The sequence below is a fragment of the Streptomyces sp. NPDC051561 genome, from assembly GCF_044454195.1.
Lineage (GTDB): Bacteria > Actinomycetota > Actinomycetes > Streptomycetales > Streptomycetaceae > Streptomyces.
Genome location: NZ_JBITDM010000001.1, coordinates 482511 through 497530 on the forward strand (window position 1 = coordinate 482511; position 15020 = coordinate 497530).

Annotated in this window: 19 protein-coding genes and 1 pseudogene; 9 read left to right on the forward strand and 11 right to left on the reverse strand. The window is 71.1% G+C overall.

All coding sequences use genetic code 11. The annotated features are described in order from the left end of the window. Positions 1-109 precede the first annotated feature (109 nt). Positions 110-1294 (forward strand): DNA polymerase III subunit beta, encoded by a 1185-nt coding sequence (gene dnaN, locus ACIA73_RS02090; protein WP_399436297.1) that lies wholly within the window; start codon positions 110-112, stop codon positions 1292-1294. A gap of 121 nt (positions 1295-1415) precedes the next feature. Here the strand turns inward: dnaN and ACIA73_RS02095 are convergent, their stop codons facing one another. Next, positions 1416-1889 (reverse strand): carboxymuconolactone decarboxylase family protein, encoded by a 474-nt coding sequence (locus tag ACIA73_RS02095; protein WP_399436299.1) that lies wholly within the window; start codon positions 1887-1889, stop codon positions 1416-1418. A 110-nt stretch (positions 1890-1999) separates the two neighbouring features. Between ACIA73_RS02095 and ACIA73_RS02100 the strand changes: the two genes are divergently transcribed. Then, the gene (locus ACIA73_RS02100) at positions 2000-2515 is read left to right on the forward strand and encodes an NUDIX hydrolase (protein ID WP_399436300.1); all 516 of its coding nucleotides are present in this window, start codon (positions 2000-2002) and stop codon (positions 2513-2515) included. A gap of 90 nt (positions 2516-2605) precedes the next feature. Here ACIA73_RS02100 and ACIA73_RS02105 read toward each other — a convergent pair whose 3' ends face one another. Next, a complete protein-coding gene (locus ACIA73_RS02105) occupies positions 2606-3253 on the reverse strand; it encodes a response regulator (protein WP_399436301.1) in 648 nt (215 codons plus the stop codon). Beyond that, positions 3238-4535 (reverse strand): annotated as a pseudogene (locus ACIA73_RS02110) (sensor histidine kinase). The gene ACIA73_RS02105 and the pseudogene ACIA73_RS02110 overlap by 16 nt, the downstream one beginning before the upstream one ends. 214 nt (positions 4536-4749) lie before the next feature. On the opposite strand from ACIA73_RS02110, the gene ACIA73_RS02115 reads away from it, so the two are divergent. Further along, positions 4750-5184, forward strand: coding sequence for a hypothetical protein (locus ACIA73_RS02115; protein ID WP_399436302.1), 435 nt, complete (start codon positions 4750-4752; stop codon positions 5182-5184). Positions 5185-5289: 105 nt separating this feature from the next. On the opposite strand, the gene ACIA73_RS02120 is transcribed toward ACIA73_RS02115, so the two are convergent. From ACIA73_RS02120 to ACIA73_RS02145, 6 genes are all read right to left on the reverse strand, one after another. Beyond that, complete coding sequence (locus tag ACIA73_RS02120) at positions 5290-5619, reverse strand: DUF4288 domain-containing protein (protein ID WP_399436303.1); 330 nt, start codon at positions 5617-5619, stop codon at positions 5290-5292. Between the two features lie 17 nt (positions 5620-5636). Then, positions 5637-5966: a hypothetical protein gene (locus ACIA73_RS02125; protein WP_399436304.1), complete on the reverse strand. Its 330-nt coding sequence runs from the start codon at positions 5964-5966 to the stop codon at positions 5637-5639. A gap of 25 nt (positions 5967-5991) precedes the next feature. After that, the gene (locus ACIA73_RS02130) at positions 5992-6486 is read right to left on the reverse strand and encodes a hypothetical protein (protein ID WP_399436305.1); all 495 of its coding nucleotides are present in this window, start codon (positions 6484-6486) and stop codon (positions 5992-5994) included. 151 nt (positions 6487-6637) lie between these two features. Next, positions 6638-7024: a DUF6247 family protein gene (locus ACIA73_RS02135; RefSeq protein ID WP_399436306.1), complete on the reverse strand. Its 387-nt coding sequence runs from the start codon at positions 7022-7024 to the stop codon at positions 6638-6640. Between the two features lie 70 nt (positions 7025-7094). After that, positions 7095-7736 (reverse strand): NAD(P)-dependent oxidoreductase, encoded by a 642-nt coding sequence (locus tag ACIA73_RS02140; RefSeq protein WP_399436307.1) that lies wholly within the window; start codon positions 7734-7736, stop codon positions 7095-7097. Between the two features lie 66 nt (positions 7737-7802). After that, positions 7803-8831 (reverse strand): EamA family transporter, encoded by a 1029-nt coding sequence (locus ACIA73_RS02145; RefSeq protein WP_399436308.1) that lies wholly within the window; start codon positions 8829-8831, stop codon positions 7803-7805. Positions 8832-8876: 45 nt separating this feature from the next. Here ACIA73_RS02145 and ACIA73_RS02150 point away from each other — a divergent pair, with 45 nt between their 5' ends. The 4 genes from ACIA73_RS02150 (at position 8877) to ACIA73_RS02165 (ending at position 11334) form a co-directional block, all read left to right on the forward strand. Beyond that, positions 8877-9518, forward strand: coding sequence for a MarR family winged helix-turn-helix transcriptional regulator (locus tag ACIA73_RS02150; RefSeq protein ID WP_399436309.1), 642 nt, complete (start codon positions 8877-8879; stop codon positions 9516-9518). Between the two features lie 15 nt (positions 9519-9533). Continuing rightward, entirely contained in the window at positions 9534-10415 is an 882-nt protein-coding gene (locus ACIA73_RS02155) for a helix-turn-helix domain-containing protein (protein WP_399436310.1), read from the forward strand. Positions 10416-10439: 24 nt separating this feature from the next. Further along, positions 10440-10754, forward strand: a complete 315-nt coding sequence (locus tag ACIA73_RS02160; protein ID WP_399436311.1) for a hypothetical protein — start codon at positions 10440-10442, stop codon at positions 10752-10754. A gap of 145 nt (positions 10755-10899) precedes the next feature. After that, positions 10900-11334, forward strand: a complete 435-nt coding sequence (locus ACIA73_RS02165; RefSeq protein ID WP_399436312.1) for an ATP-binding protein — start codon at positions 10900-10902, stop codon at positions 11332-11334. A 76-nt stretch (positions 11335-11410) separates the two neighbouring features. On the opposite strand, the gene ACIA73_RS02170 is transcribed toward ACIA73_RS02165, so the two are convergent. Continuing rightward, a complete protein-coding gene (locus ACIA73_RS02170) occupies positions 11411-12409 on the reverse strand; it encodes a DUF389 domain-containing protein (RefSeq protein WP_399436313.1) in 999 nt (332 codons plus the stop codon). Positions 12410-12470: 61 nt separating this feature from the next. Next, positions 12471-13130 (reverse strand): CGNR zinc finger domain-containing protein, encoded by a 660-nt coding sequence (locus tag ACIA73_RS02175; protein WP_399436314.1) that lies wholly within the window; start codon positions 13128-13130, stop codon positions 12471-12473. 77 nt (positions 13131-13207) lie between these two features. Here ACIA73_RS02175 and ACIA73_RS02180 point away from each other — a divergent pair, with 77 nt between their 5' ends. Further along, a complete protein-coding gene (locus ACIA73_RS02180) occupies positions 13208-14026 on the forward strand; it encodes a hypothetical protein (RefSeq protein ID WP_399436315.1) in 819 nt (272 codons plus the stop codon). 84 nt (positions 14027-14110) lie between these two features. Continuing rightward, the gene (locus ACIA73_RS02185; RefSeq protein ID WP_399436316.1) at positions 14111-15001 is read left to right on the forward strand and encodes an alpha/beta fold hydrolase; all 891 of its coding nucleotides are present in this window, start codon (positions 14111-14113) and stop codon (positions 14999-15001) included. The last annotated feature ends 19 nt before the right edge of the window (positions 15002-15020 follow it).

The following is a 15020-nucleotide window of genomic DNA, read 5'->3' on the forward strand; positions in this document are numbered from 1 at the left end:
TCCGGCCGGTCCGCTGCTCCCCGTGCCCCCTGCGCCACCCTCCATTGTCAGAGGGCGCGTATAGCGTGCGCTGATCAGTGGACGTGAAGCGTGTGATGGGGAGTGACCCGTGGAGTTCCGGATCGAGCGAAGTGTTCTCACCGAGGCCGTGGTGTGGGCTGCCAGGTCGTTGCCGGCGCGGTCGCCCGTGCCGGTGCTCGGCGGGCTGCTGCTCGACGCCCGGGAGGGGCGACTGCGCATCTCGGGCTTCGACTACGAGACCTCCGCGGCCATCGAGGTCGAGGCCGAGACTCCGGTGGCGGGCCGGGTGCTGGTGCTGGGGCGCAGGCTGCTGGACATCTGCAAGGTGCTGCCCGACGCGACGGTGGTGTGCGCACTGGAAGGCGCGCGCTTCACGGTCGAGGGAGGCGGGACGCGCTTCGGACTGTCCACCCTGCCCACCCAGGAGTACCCGACGCTGCCCGAACTCCCCGCCACCCATGGGACGGTGGACGCCGCGGAGTTCGCGGACGCGGTCGCCCGGGTCGTCATCGCCGCCGGCCGGGACGACGCCCTGCCGGTGCTCACCGGAATCGGCCTCAGGCTGGCGGATGACGGGACGATGACGCTGGCCGCCTCGGACCGGTACCGGTATGCCGTGGTGAAGGTGGGCTGGAAGCCGGAGGCGCCGGCTGCCGGGGACGGAACGGTGGACATAGTGGTGCCCGGTCGCAGGCTGACCGAGATCTCCCGCTCGCTGGCGAAGTCGGGAACGGTCCGTATCGGGCTGAGCGACTCCCGTACCCCTGGCCCCTCGGGCACTTCGACCGGAGGACTGATCGCCTTCGAGGGCACCGGAATGCGCACCACGCTGCGGCTGCTCGAAGGCCGGCTGCCGCGCTACGACAAGCTGTTCGCGCTGGACGCGCCGACGATCGCGGTCACCCCGAGGGAGGCGCTCGCCGACGCCGTCCGCCGTGTCGCGGTCGTCGCGGAGCCCAACAGCCCGGTCCGGCTCGGCTTCTCCGCCCGTGGAACAGTGCTCCTCCAGGCGGGTTACGAGGACGACATCGCTTCCCAGCAGCTCACGGCCACCCTGACCGGAGCCGAGGACCTGGCGGTCGCCTTCAACCCGGCGTACCTGCTCGAAGCCCTCAACTCCTTCGACGCCCCGCACATACGCTTCGAACTGCTCGGCCCGGGCCAACGGGCCCTGCTCAGCGGCGTACCGGACGAGAAAGACACCTCCGGCGGCGGCACGACGACCGGCGAGGACCACCGCCATCTGCTCATGTCAGTACGCCAGTTGAGCTGACAGCCCGAGACCGAGACCAGAGATCAGGTCCGGCGGGGCCGGAACCGGTCCGCCGAGGGGGCCGCACCGGCCCCCGGCCCCGCCCCCCTCCGCGGCCCCGCCCCCCTCCAGCCCGAACCGCTTACCCGAACTGTCCGGGCTGATAGTCGCCCGCAGGCAGCTGGGCGATCACATTCGCCCGGTTGTAGGCGTTGATCAGAGCGATCAGCCCGATCAGCGCGACAAGCTGGTCCTCGTCGTAGTGCTTGGCCGCGTTCGCCCACGCCTCGTCACTGACGCCCCCGGCCGCGTCCGCGATGCGGGTCCCCTGCTCGGCTACCTCCAGCGCGGCCCGCTCGGCATCCGTGAAGACCTTCGCGTCGCGCCAGGCGGCGATCAGGTTCAGACGCGTCGGGGTCTCCCCCGCGTGCGTGGCGTCCTTGGTGTGCATGTCCGTGCAGAAGCCGCACCCGTTGATCTGGCTGGCGCGGATCTTCACCAACTCCTGTGTCGCGTGCGGCAGCGACGAGTCGACCAGCACCTTGTTCGCGGCGTTGAAGTGCTTGATGAGCCGGGCGGCGAGCGGACTGGCGAACAGATTGAGCCGGGCTTCCATGACGGGCTCCCTCAGCCGTGGTTGTTGCCTTTCCCTCCATGACGGATCGGCCCTTTGGAATGTGACACGGTCGCGACAAGCCGTCCCGGCCCCCTCTGTACCCTGCCGGGATGTCTGACCAGGAAACTCCGCAAACCCTCCGGCGCCACTCCGCCCGCGTCCTGCTCCTCGACGAACTGGACCGCCTCCTCCTGTTGAAGTTCCACATCGACCCTGACAACCCGGCGGGCGGCCACGGCTGGTCCACGCCTGGTGGCGGCGTGGAGGACGGCGAGACTCTCGCCGAGGCAGCCGCACGGGAGTTGCGGGAGGAGACCGGCCTGTCGGTGGCTCCGGAGGCCCTCGGCCCGAAGATCGCCGAAACCTCCGGTTACGCCGACCTCGGCTGGTCCGCGGGCGTCTTCCAGGACGACTTCTTCCACCTCCGCATCACCGCCCACCAGGTGGACACCACCCGCCTGGAAGCCCACGAGCGCAAGTACCACGCGGGCCACCACTGGTGGCCGCTCGCCGAGCTGGCCACCACCGACGCGCCCGTCCACCCCCACGGCCTCGCCGCCCTGGCCGCCGACCTCGTCGCCGGCCGCGTACCGGCCGATCCGGTGCAACTCCCCTGGCACCACTGACGGGCGACGGGCCACCACTGAGAGCCTGCGTGGTTGATGAGCAGCGAGATGAGCAGCGGCCTGTCCGACTACCGCCGCCCTCAATCGGATTCACGGTTGGTTCAGGTAGGTGAGGACCGCGAGGACCCGGCGGTTGCCGCTGTCGGTGTCCAGGAGGCCGAGCTTGCCGAACAGGGTGGTGGTGTATTTGCTGATGGCGCTTTCGCTGAGGAAGAGGCGTTGGCCGATGGCCTGGTTGGAGAGGCCTTCGGCCATCAGGGCGAGGACGGAGTGCTCGCGGTCGGTGAGGTGGCCGAGGCGGCGGTGGGAGGGGCCGTTGGCGAGGAGTTTGGCGATGACCGCCGGGTCCATGGCGGTGCCGCCCGCCGCGACGCGTTCCAGGGCGTCCATGAACTGGTCGGCGTCGAACACGCTCTCCTTGAGGAGGTAGCCGGTGCCTCCGGAGCCGTCGGCGAGCAGCTCGCGGGCGTACAGCTGCTCGACGTACTGCGAGAGGATCAGAACCGGCAGGCCGGGGATTTCACGCCGGGCGTCGAGCGCGGCACGCAGCCCCTCGTCGGACTGGGTCGGCGGCATCCGGACGTCGATGACTGCCACATCGGGGCGGGTGCGCAGGAGTTCGGTGAGGGTTTCGGGGCCGGTGGTGGCCGTGGCGACGACTTCGTGGCCGTACGCCTCGATGAGGCGGACCATTCCGTCGCGCAGCAGGTAGAGGTCTTCGGCTACGAGGATGCGCATGGCAGCGTCATCCTCACACGGGTCGGGCCGCCTGCGGGGCTGGCCAGGTCGAGGGTGCCGTCGAAGGCCGCGAGGCGGCGGCGCAGGCCGGCGAGTCCGCCGTCGGGCCGGACGGTGGCTCCGCCGCGGCCGTTGTCCTCGACCTCGACGGTGATGCCGGGTTCGTCGTGGGTCAGGGAGACCCGGGCGTGGGTGGCGCGGGCGTGTTTGGCGGCGTTGGTGAGGAGTTCGGCGACTCCGAAGTAGAGGGCGGATTCGATCGGGGGGTCCAGGGCCGGGCCAGGTCGTGGGGTGTCCGACGGGGTGTCCGGTGGGGTACCCGGCGGGGCGTCGGCGGTGACGGTGACTTCGAGGGGGCTGTCGAGGGCGAGGGCGCGTACCGCTTCGAGGAGGCCCCGGTCGCTGAGGACCGGTGGGTTGATTCCCCTGATCAGTTCGCGGAGTTCGGTGAGGGAGGTGGCGGCGCCGGTCCTCGCCTCGCGCATCAGGGCCTGGGCGCGGGCGGGGTCGGTGGCCATCAGTTTCTCGGCGGTGGCCAGGGAGAGGCCGAGGGCGACCAGCCGGGCCTGGGCTCCGTCGTGGAGGTCGCGTTCGATGCGGCGGATCTCGGCGGCCTGGGCCACGGTGGTGTCCGCGCGCTGGGCGGTCAGTTCGTCGACCCGGTCGGCGAGGACCATCGCGGGCGAGGGACGCAGGAAGCGGAGGCCCACCGGTTCCATGACCCGCCAGGCGTACGGGGCACCGGCGACGGCCGCGAGCAGCCCGAGCACCCCGGCGAGGACCGGCCACCCCCGGGCGAACCCGAGCACCGCCACCGCCACCCCGCCCGGCACCACCGCCGCGACCAGCCCCGCACTGAACGGCGCGACCGCAAGGAATCGCAGGTCACGCCAGTTGGCCGGGTCCTGCCAGCGGACGCGCCACTTCTGGTCCATGAGGGCATCACGGCTGGTGCGCTCGTAACCGAAGCCGTTCCACCAGTACCCGGTGGACAGCCTGGTCACCGGCCCGGCCTGACGGTATCCGGCGGGCAGGACGGTGCCCGTCCACCGGGCGAGGAGGAAGCGGAACATCCGGCAGACCGGCCGGGCCAGCACAGGAGTGCCCACCCCACCAGCACCACCGGCATCAGCCACGACCACGGGTTCCCCGCCCCCCACCAGACGCCCAGCGCCACGGCAGCGGCCCAGACGGCCGGGACCAGCAAACTGACGCCGGTCACCGCACACGCGCGGACGAAACCGGCGCGGACGCTCGCCACCCAGGACCCCAGCTGTCGCATCGCTCTTCCCCACTTCGTCACTTCGGTACGGCCTTCCGCCCCGCTCGGTGATTCCACTGTGCACTGCACGCAACCAGCCGTCGCACGAATCTGCCCAGGAGTGGGTCCAGCCCCACCACCCCCGGCGTCCAGACCTGTACCGCGCCCCTCCCCCCGCTTCGTAGCGTCGCTTTCGAGCCGGTCAACAGGGCCGGGAGCAGGAGGAGTGGAAGACATGGACACCATCGGAATCGCCGCCGCGGCCGGGAACACGGCCCTCGACCGGGTACACGGCTTCGGCAGGGTCAGGCGGTGTGTCGCGGGTTTCGGCGCGCTCGGCACGGCGGTCCTCGTCGCGGTCGCCGTGCTGAAGGTCGCCGGTCATCCGGTGACCGCCTTCATGTGGGGGCGCTCGCTGGGGCTGCTCGCGGGTGCCGCGGTGATGTACTGGCTGGTCACCGTCGCCGAGCGGGGTGCCCGGTGGGCGTACGTCCGGATGCGGATCCTGGCATTCCTGATGCCGGTCGCGGTCATCGCGGTCGATGTGATCCCCGGGACCCTGCCGGTGTGGTTCGTCCTGGCGCAGGCCGTGTGCGCGTGCGCGCTGCTACCGGCGGCCCTCGTCCTCAACGGGGCGGGGCTGCGGGCCGCGTTCCCCAAGGGGCGCTGAGCGCCTTTGAATCCGGCGGAGGTCGCGGCGTACACCAAGCGCAGACGCCTCGGGGCCGTGCGGCAGCATGCGCACGGCCCCGAGGCCCGACGGGACAGCGTGCGGCTACAGCGGCTTCCCCGACAGCAGCGGCTCGAAGGCCCGGTACGCCCGGTAGTCCCTGAAGTGGCGGGTGTAGAGGTCGGCGCCGTCGTGCAGGGGGGTGTCCAGGACCTCGTTGACGTCCACGACGTGGAGCAGCTTCCAGGTGATCAGGTCGCCGTTCTCGTTCGCGTAACTCGTCTCCTGGGCCTTGCCCCTGGCGAGAGCCTTGGCCCTGGCCTCCTCCTCGTTGTCCGCGGACAACAGAACGAAGTCCTCGGCGTAGAGCGGTTCATGACCCACCGCCTCGGAGGTCGCCTCGGTCAGCAGGACAGCGACGTACATCGTCGTCATCGCCGTGTGCCTCCTCGCTATTTCTTGAAGCGGTTGTCGTTGAGCAGTTTCCAGGCGGTACGGCACGACTTCTCGCCGCAGCCCTTGAGGTAGCCGAGCGTGTCCCCGTAGTGCTGGCCGGGAAACACCTGCCGGATGGAGGCCATCCGGCAGCGGGAGATGAAGTTGGTCGCGACCTCACCCTGGTTCTCGTCCGCCGAGCAGACATCGGCAGCAACAACTACCGGCTTGATGAAGGGAGTTGACGCGGACTGGGCGGCCGCGACCGGGCTGCCGAGGAGAAGGAGGGCAGCGGCCGCCAGTGCTGCGGCGAGGGAAGCGGGCGCGTGGATACGGTGCGGGCGCATGGGAATCGGTGCCTTTCCGCGAGCGTCAGCAGCCGGCGATCTTGCCGTACGCGACCCAGACCTCGCCCTGCCCGTTGATGCTGACGTTCCCGCTCTTGTGCAGCCCGGTGTACTTGCCGCGGTACTTGCGCAGCTCGCCGTACGGCGACTCCAGGGACAGATACGGGGAGTCGAACTTCCAGTCGCCCGAGTAGACCGCGTACACACCGTCCGTACCGTTGGTGCCGCTCGCCCAGCAGACCCGGCCGTCCCTGCTCAGGACGAGGTTGCCGTCGTACTGCATCTCCAGCCGGCTGCCCCCGCTGGTGATGCACTCGCCGGGGATCATCTTGTCGGTGAACGAACCGCCGATGCTCCGGCAGTCACCCCGCACGGCCGAGGCCTCAACGGCCGCACCGGGAGCGGCGGATGCGGGGGCGGCCACCGCCGCGACGGCGGCGAGCACGGTGGCGACGACCGGCACGAAGGCGCGGAAGGAATTCCGGGGGAGGTGCGTCAGGAGGTTCGCGAGGTTCTTCATGGGGGCCTTTCCTTGCACGGGCGCCCGTCCGCGTCTCAGATCTCAGGCGGTCACGGAGCGCATTCAATCGGAGACTTTACGTCACCGAGAGTGTGCCCCGTTCCCTCTCGCGGCCGCGCCGACCGGGTCGGCCACGACGCCCCCTCGCAGCTCAGCGCCCGAGAATGTCCCCCAGCGCCACGTACTGCGAGTCATCCATCCCCGAGTCGAGAAAGGCATCGACGGCCGGGGCGGTGTCCAGCCGGGACTGCCAGGTCCGGATCACCTCGTGGAGCGGGGCGAGGCTGTAACTGTGGCGCGCATCCTCCAGCGCCTTCCCCCAGTCACGCTCGAAGGCGGGCCCCCACTGCGCGGCACGCCGGTCGGTACGGATCCGGGCGAGCAACTGGGCGGCCGCGGCAGGAGCGGGGGCAGCGGCGGGAACGGCAGCGGCATCAGGGGCGCAAGCCGCAGCGGGGGCGGGAGTGGTACCGGCCGACGGGACGGCCGTCCGGCCCGCCCGCTCGGCACCGTCGGCGTCCTCCGGCCGTACGCTCATGGGCTCCTCCAGACGAGTCTGTTCCCACGGTAGCCGCCGCCTCGCCCGCGAAGGGGCGCATCCGCCCCGTTCAGTAGCCGACCGTGAACCGGGTGCGGTGGTGCTTCGGGCGCTCCGCCTCGTCGAGGAGGGCGATCGCCATGTCCTCCATGGAGATCGCGGAGTTGCCGTCCGCGCCGACCAGCAGCTCGTCCACGCCCAGCCGGTACGAACCGGTGCGCGTCCCTGGCTCGAACATGGCGGCCGGGCTGATGTACGCCCAGTCCACGTCCGCCGCTGCCTCCCGGCAGACCTCCAACTGCTCGTTGCAGGCGAGGGCGATGGGCCGCCAGGAGGACGGGAAGTCCGGGCCGTCGACGACGGTGAGGGTGTCGCTGCCGGGGAGGCGGAGGCTGCCCGCGCCACCGAGCAGCAGCAGGCGCGCACCCGTGCCGGAAAGCCCGGTGAACAACGCCCTTGCCGTGTCGATGAGCTGGCCCTCCTGACCGGGGACGGGCCTGGTGGCACTGATCAGCAGGTCCTGCCCTGCGGCGAGTTCGGCGATGCTGCGGGGGTCGAGTGCGTTGCCGGTACGGTGTCTGGCGCGCGGGTCCAGCACGGTGAAGCGGGCCGCGTCACGGGTGACGGCGGTGACATCGTGGCCCCGTTCGAGGGCTTCGGTGACGATACGGCTGCCGGCGGCGCCGGTCGCTCCGAGCACGGTGATACGCATGGTGTGCCTCAATTTCCTTGCACGTGGGCGTGGTTGGTACGTGGGCGTGGTTGACGTGACGTGAGGTCAGCGGGCCGGGCCCGGGGCCGACGGCCGTGCGGCATCGGAGCGGGCGGCTTCCACCGGGCCTGCTTCCACCGGGCCTGCTTCGACCGGGACTGCTTCGACCGGACCCGTTCCAGCCGGGCCCGCTTCCACCGGCACCGCTCCTGCCGGCCCCGCGGCCACCACTCCCCGGCCGCCCTTCGGCCTCAGCTGGGCGATCGCCACCGCCGCCAGTGCGAGCAGTGCGCCGACCAGTTGGAGCGCGGTGAGCTGCTGACCGAGGACCAGCCAGCCGAGCAGGGTGGCGACGAGCGGGCTGAGCAGGCCGAGGAAGGTGACCTCGGTGGGCGTCAGGGCCTTGATGCCGCGGAACCAGAGTGCGTAGGCGAGTGCGGCGCCGATCAGCGTCAGATAGCCGTACCCGAGCAGGTTCTCACCGGTGAACGAGGTCGGCGGCGGGCCCTCCACGAACAGTGCGACCGGCACCAGCAGCAGTCCGCCCGCGACGAGTTGCCATCCGGTGGTGGCGAGCAGCGGCGCCGGTGAGGTCCAGCGCTTGCTGAGTACGACTCCGGTCGCCATGACGACCGCGCCACCGAGGGCGGCGGCCACTCCGAGCGCGTCCAGCCGGGCGTCGGCCCGCAGGACCAGCAGGGCGACTCCGGTAATGCCGGTCACGGCCGCCAGTACCGTACGGAGGCTGAGCCGCTGGCCGAGCAGTCCGGCCGAGAGGCCCGCCACCAGCAGGGGCTGTACGGAGCCGACGGTGGCGGCGACCCCGCCGGGGAGGCGGTAGGCGGCGATGAAGAGCAGGGCGAAGAAGATGCCGATGTTGAGCGCACCCAGCACGAGCGACTTCCACCACCAACTCCCCTTCGGCAGACGCCGGGTGAGGAGCACGAGGAGGAGTCCGGCCGGGAGGGCGCGCAGCACACCGGCGAGCAACGGGCGGTCGGCGGGGAGGAGTTCGGTGGTGACGAGGTAGGTGGAGCCCCAGACGGCAGGGGCGAGGGCGGTAAGAAGCACGAGGGCGGTTCGATTCCTTAGCACTAAGACAATATATCTCACCACTAAGAGAACGGCTAGGGTGTTCCCATGACGAAGAAGGAATCAGACACCGGCACGACCCCGACGGTGGCTCCGGCGGCAGCTTCGACTGCGGCCCCGACAGCAGCCCCGGCGGCTGCTTCGGCAGCGAATCCGGCAGCGGATCCGGCGGCTACTTCGGCAGCGGATCCGGCAGCGGCCGACCATGTGGACAAGGTCCTCTCCCAGTGGGCCGAGCAACGTCCCGACCTGGACGTTTCCCCGATGGCGGTGATCGGCAGGCTCAAGCGGCTGGTCCTGCTGATCGAGCCGGAGATGAAGCGCACCTTCGCCGGGCACGGACTGGACTCGGCCTCCTTCGACGTCCTGGCCACCCTGCGCCGCAACGGCCCCGACCACCCGCTCACGCCCGCCGAGCTGATGCGCTCCGCGATGGTCACCTCCGGCGCGATCACCCAGCGTCTGGACCGCCTCCAGGAGCGCGGCCTGGTCTCCCGCAGCCCCAGCCCCACCGACGGCCGGGTGGTCCAGGTCGCCCTGACCGAAGCCGGGTTGAAGCTGATCGAGGGCGCCCTCCCGGACCACCTGAGCACCGAACAGCGCCTGCTGTCCGCGCTCTCCCCCGCCGAACGGGAGCAGTTCGCCCGCTCACTGCGCGCCCTGCTGCTGGGCCTCGGCGACGGCCGCTGAGGAAGGGAGCGGAACGTGCTGGAGAAACTCAACCAGGCCATGGACCACATCGAGGAGCACCTCGAAGACACCGTCGACGTGGCCGAGCTGGCGCGGATCGCGGCCACTTCGGAGTACCACCTGCGACGGATGTTCTCCGCGCTGGCGGGGGTGCCGCTCTCGGAGTACGTACGGCGCCGTCGGCTCACGCTCGCGGGCGCCGAGGTGCTGTCGGGGCGGGACACACTGCTGGAGATCGCGGTCCGGTACGGCTACGGCTCGGGCGAGGCGTTCGCGCGGGCGTTCCGCGCCATGCACGGCATCGGCCCCGGCGAGGCGCGGCGCACCGGCGCGGTACTGGGCTCCCAGCCCCGGATGTCCTTCCGGCTCACCGTCGAAGGGAACGGCGACATGCGCTACCGCATCGCCGACAGGCCGGCGTTCCAGGTCGTCGGGTTCAAGGCGCGGGTGGCGCTGGTGCACTCGGGGCCGAACCAGTCGATCATCGACTTCGTCCGTGGCATCGACAAGGCCGCCCTGGGCCGGCTGGCGAAACTGGCGGACCAGGAGCCGGCCGGCGTCGTCTCGGTCTGCGACGATCTGGACCCCGGCCGCGCCGAGGGCACCGAGCTCGACTACTACCAGGGTGTGATCACCTCGGCCGGCGCCCCCGGGGGCACCACCGCTCTGCCGGTCCCGCCCGGCACCTGGGCGGTCTTCACCACCTCGGGTCCGGCCCCGCAGGCCATCCAGGAGCTGTGGCGGGACGTCTTCACCCAGTGGTTCCCGTCCAACCCGTACCGCAGCCGCCCGGGCCCGGAGATCCTGCGCACGGTTCTGTCCGAGGACGGCTCGCAGGCGGACGCCGAGCTGTGGCTGCCGGTGGAGCCGTCCGGGAAACTCGGCTGGCATTCGTAAATCGAACAGACGTACGCTTCCGGTATGTCTTCCCACGCCTCCCCCTTCCCCGACGACCTCCTGGCCCTCCAGCAGCAGCTTCACGAGGCACAGGCCGACTTCCATACGCTCGCCACCGCCCCGCCCTGGGGCGCCGAACCCTCCGCCGTCTTCACCGAGGAACAGGTGGACCAGGTCGAGGAGCTGTGGGAGCGGATCCGGGAGCTGACCATGGCGGTCAACGAGCACGCGTACTGGACGACCTCCCCCGCCGGCCCCGACGGACGGGTCAACAACGCGGCGCGCGGGTTGCGCGTCGTACGGAACCTGGACGCGGGTACGGACGCGGGCGCGGCGTAGGAGCCTGTGTCTGACGGGACCCGTATCGGCCTCCCGCCCCCGGGCCTGTTCACCGGAGCGTCCCGGGGTACACGTACCGCGACGGACGAAGCGGCGCACAGGTGCCGCACGACCGGAACCGGACGGCGAGAAGGGGCAGGGCGCGATGTCGATGCGGGCGGTGGGCTGGGCCAGGACGTTTCCGATGTCCGGGGGCGTACGGGAGGGCAGAAGGTGGACGCGCGAGCATCTGGCGCAGCTGCCCTGGTACGAGAACGACCCGGACACCGTCGACGCGATCATCCTGAGCGTGTCCGAGCTGCTCACCAATGCCCATCTGCACGCGCGCAGTGACGCCCAGCTCGCTCTGACCTGGGACAGCCGCTGTGTGCACGCCTCCGTCCACGACGACGCCGAGGACGGACGCCGCCCCGTCCGCAGGTCCAGCTCGCTGGGCGAGACCTCGGGCCGTGGCATCGCCATTGTCGACGCCCTCGCCGACAGCTGGGAGGCGCACGACCAGCAGCACGGCAAGGCGATCACAGCCTGTTTCGTACCGGCGGCACCGGAGAAACAGGCGGCATCGGCGTCTCAGCCGTAGCGCCCGGGGGATACCCCCGTACGCCCCGGTCGCGCTGGGCCGTACGGGGAGCCGTACGGGGAGGGGAAACCGGCCCTCAGTGCGGCGTGGTCCGCCGCGCCACCGTCACCCGCAGTCCGTACTTGGCCCACAGCGCACGCTGGATGAACAGGGTGGCCGTGCCCGCGACCAGCATTCCCGCGAGGTTGACGCCGAGCTGGATGAGGGAGGCGGTCACCTCGTTCCAGTGGCCGAGGGGGACGGCGACCGCCAGGTTTCCGGCGGCGGGGACCGTGGTGACCGAGATGAAGACCCCCACCAGGGATGAGGATTTGCCCGCCGTCATGGACAGGATGCCCGCGACGCCCGCCAGCAGCGCCACGATGAGGGACCACCGGTCGGGGTGGATGATGAAGCTCGTCAGCGGCCGGTCGTCGAGCATGGCCGGGGTGACCCAGCCGAGCAGTCGGCTCACTGCCGCGCACGCCATGGTGATCAGTACGGCCACGGTGAATCCGACGACCAGGGTGCGCACCGAGGTGCCGACCAGGCTCATGCTGCGGGTCAGCACCCCGAAGCAGATCGCCGCCACCGGACCGAACTCCGGCCCCAGCACCATCGCACCGACTATCAGGATGGGCTGATCCAGCAGCGCACCGATGGCCGCGATCTGAGTCGCCAGCGCGAGGAAGGCGAGGAACGCCCAGGTCAGTCGAGTCTCGGCGGTGGTGCGCGCGGTCAGTTCGTCCCAGATCACGGCGTCGTCGGGGTCACCCGGCGCCGCCTCCTCGGCCCTCTGCGACGCTGCCGAGATGGACAGGTCGAGCTGCTCGACGGTGATGGCACCGGACTCCTTGAGACCGAGCGTACGCAGCGACTCCAGGACGCTGTTGGCCCCCTCCCGCGCCACGTCGAACTCGACGAGATCGCCCGGCGGGTCATGGGCGGCCCCGGGCATCTTCAGTACGTTCACGGCGGCCGGGGACTCTGTCGTGATCCGCAGCACCTCGTCGGTGTGCGTCGCGGGGGTGATCACCCTTACATGCAGCATGACGGGCATTGTGCCCCGTACGGAGCCGTGCACGGCATGCAGCATGACGGGGACTGTGCACCCGTGGAGCCGTGCACGGAAGGCCGGGCGCCGCGGAGCCCGCGTCTCAGAGCCCGTCCGCCGTTCGGGCCCGCAGCGCACGCACCTTGTGGAGGTTGCCGCAGTGTTCCATGGAGCACCAGCGGCGGCTGCCGGGGCGCGAGGTGTCGACGTACACCAGGCGGCAGTTGTCGGCGGCGCACCCCCGGACGCGGTGGGCGAACTCGCCGGTCAGCAGCTCGACGGCGTCTCTGGCGACGGTGGCGAGCAGTTGGGTGCCGTTGGCGGGGCGGGCCCAGTGGCGGGTGCCGTCGGGTCCGATGGCGGGTGCGAGCGGCGGGCGGGCGGCGGCCTCGTTGAGGGTTGCCACATCGGCGGGGCCGCTCTGCCCGGCCTTGTCGCCCGTGAGTGCCGTGTCGTCCGTGAGTGCCATGACGATACGGAAGAGGGCGTCGCGCACCCGCCGCGCGTCCGCCACCTCGGACTCGGTGATCTCCAGCACCGGTGCGGGGGAAGGCGCCAGCCGCGACCGGTCCGCCCAGGCGGCCAGGTCGGCGGGCTCGTGGAGCACCTCGTACCGTTGGTAGGGGCCGGGGCCGCCGGTGGTGAGCAGTTCGAGGCAGAGAGCGCCGGGGTCGAAGCGGTAGGCGACGCCGGTTCGCGAGCGCATCGGCATGCCCTTGACGCCCTTGGCCGCCTTTCCGGGCGTCCGCATCGAGGAGTTCATGTAACCATTCTAAGTGGTTACATGAACGGGCGGAAGGGCCCGCCGGTCCCGCACCCGCTGCCCGCCATACTGCACGGATGAACAGTCAGGCGAAGGAGGATGCCCGGCGCTGGCTCGCGGAGGAAGGCGTCCAGCAGGTCGGGCCGGACGAGTGGACCGACGGCGAGAGCCCGGAGGGCCGGCTCACCTCCAATGAGGTGGCGCACCAGTGGGCGGAGATGGTGTTCACCGACGAGCGGCTCGACCCGGCGGGGCAGACCCGGCTGGCGTTCGGAATGCTGGACCTGCTCGGCGACTACTGGGTGACCTGCGAGATCGGCTTCGCCCATGCCGGCCCGAACGGCCCGCTGCCCACCGACGTCCTCCGGGACTGCTATCGGGAACGCCTTGAGGCACCTGACTCCCCTGACGCCTCCAAGGTCTCTGACGCGGTCACCTACTCGCTGTGGGTGGACTGGTTCGAGAACGCCAAGACCTCGGCGGCGGCCTTCACCGAGATGCTCGGCCGGGACGCCGACCGGCTGACGGCGCCGGACCCGGATCCGGCGCTGCTCCGCCGGGCCTCCCGCGTACTGGAGTGCTCGGGGCCGGTCCCCTGGGAGGCCAAGGAAGCGGCCTACCGTGCGGCGGCCGGGCTTCCCGTACTCCACCCGCCCCTCTTCAAGGGCCTGCTGGCCGGTTACCACGACGTCTACGGAAACCTCCACCAGGAGGCCGCACTGGCGCTGCTCGCCGGGCTTCACCTCCCGCCGGAAACTGACCACTTGGCCGAACTTCGCCTCGTGCTGACAGCCGGGCACGCCCACCACTACCGCAGCCCGGACGCCTGGGACGACGCCGTACGAGAGGTACGAGAGGCACGAGAGGTACGAGAGGCCGCGACCCACCACCCATAGCGCCCCCACCCCACAACCCCACCCCTCGCCCCCTCCTCCATTTCCCCTTGTCAGCGCGCTGTCTCCCCTGCCAAGCTCCCGCCCATGCCCACTTTCTCCGCACCCGACGGCACCCTGCTTGCCTACCGCCTCACCGGCGGCGGCACGGCGACCACTGCGGCCACTCCGGCCTCCGCCGCCGGGAACGGCACGCCCGTCGTCTGCCTCCCCGGCGGCCCCATGCAGGCCTCCCGCCACCTCGGTGACCTCGGCGGCCTGGACCGGCACCGCCGCCTCCTTTTCCTGGACCTGCGTGGAACGGGCGACTCCGCCCGCCCGGCCGACCCCTCCTCGTACCGCTGCGACCACCAGGTCCAGGACATCGAAGCCCTGCGCGTCCACCTCGGTCTGCCCCGACTCGACCTGCTCGCGCACAGCGCGGGCGCCAATCTGGCGACCCTGTACGCGGCCCACCACCCCGACCGGTTGCGCTCCCTGACCCTGATCACCCCCAGCACCGGTGCCGTCGATATCCAGATCCCGGTCTCGCTGCGCCTGTCGAACGCGCAGCTCCGCAAGGCCGAGCCCTGGTTCCCCGAGGCGTACGCCGCGCTGGAGGCGCTCAATTCGGGGCGCGGCAACCCGGACGACGTCAAGGCCATCTCCCCCTTCTTCTGGGGCCGTTGGGATGCGGCGGCGCAGCAGCACCACGCCGCGTCCGGCACACCGGAGAACGAGGAGGCGGCCCGTCTCTACGCCTCCGAGGGCGCCTACGATCCCGAATCCACCCGCGCGGCACTGGCCGGACTCCGGGCACCGGTGTTCCTGCTGGCCGGAGAGCTGGACCTGAACAGCCCGCCCCGGTCGGTGGAGGAGTTCGCACGCCTCTTCCCGGCGGCGGAGCTGGTACAGCAGGCGGGCGCGGGGCACTTCCCGTGGCTCGACGACGCGGAAGCCTTCGTGACGTCAACGGCCCCCTTCCTCACCCGCCCCTGACGACCCACCCCTCCGGAAC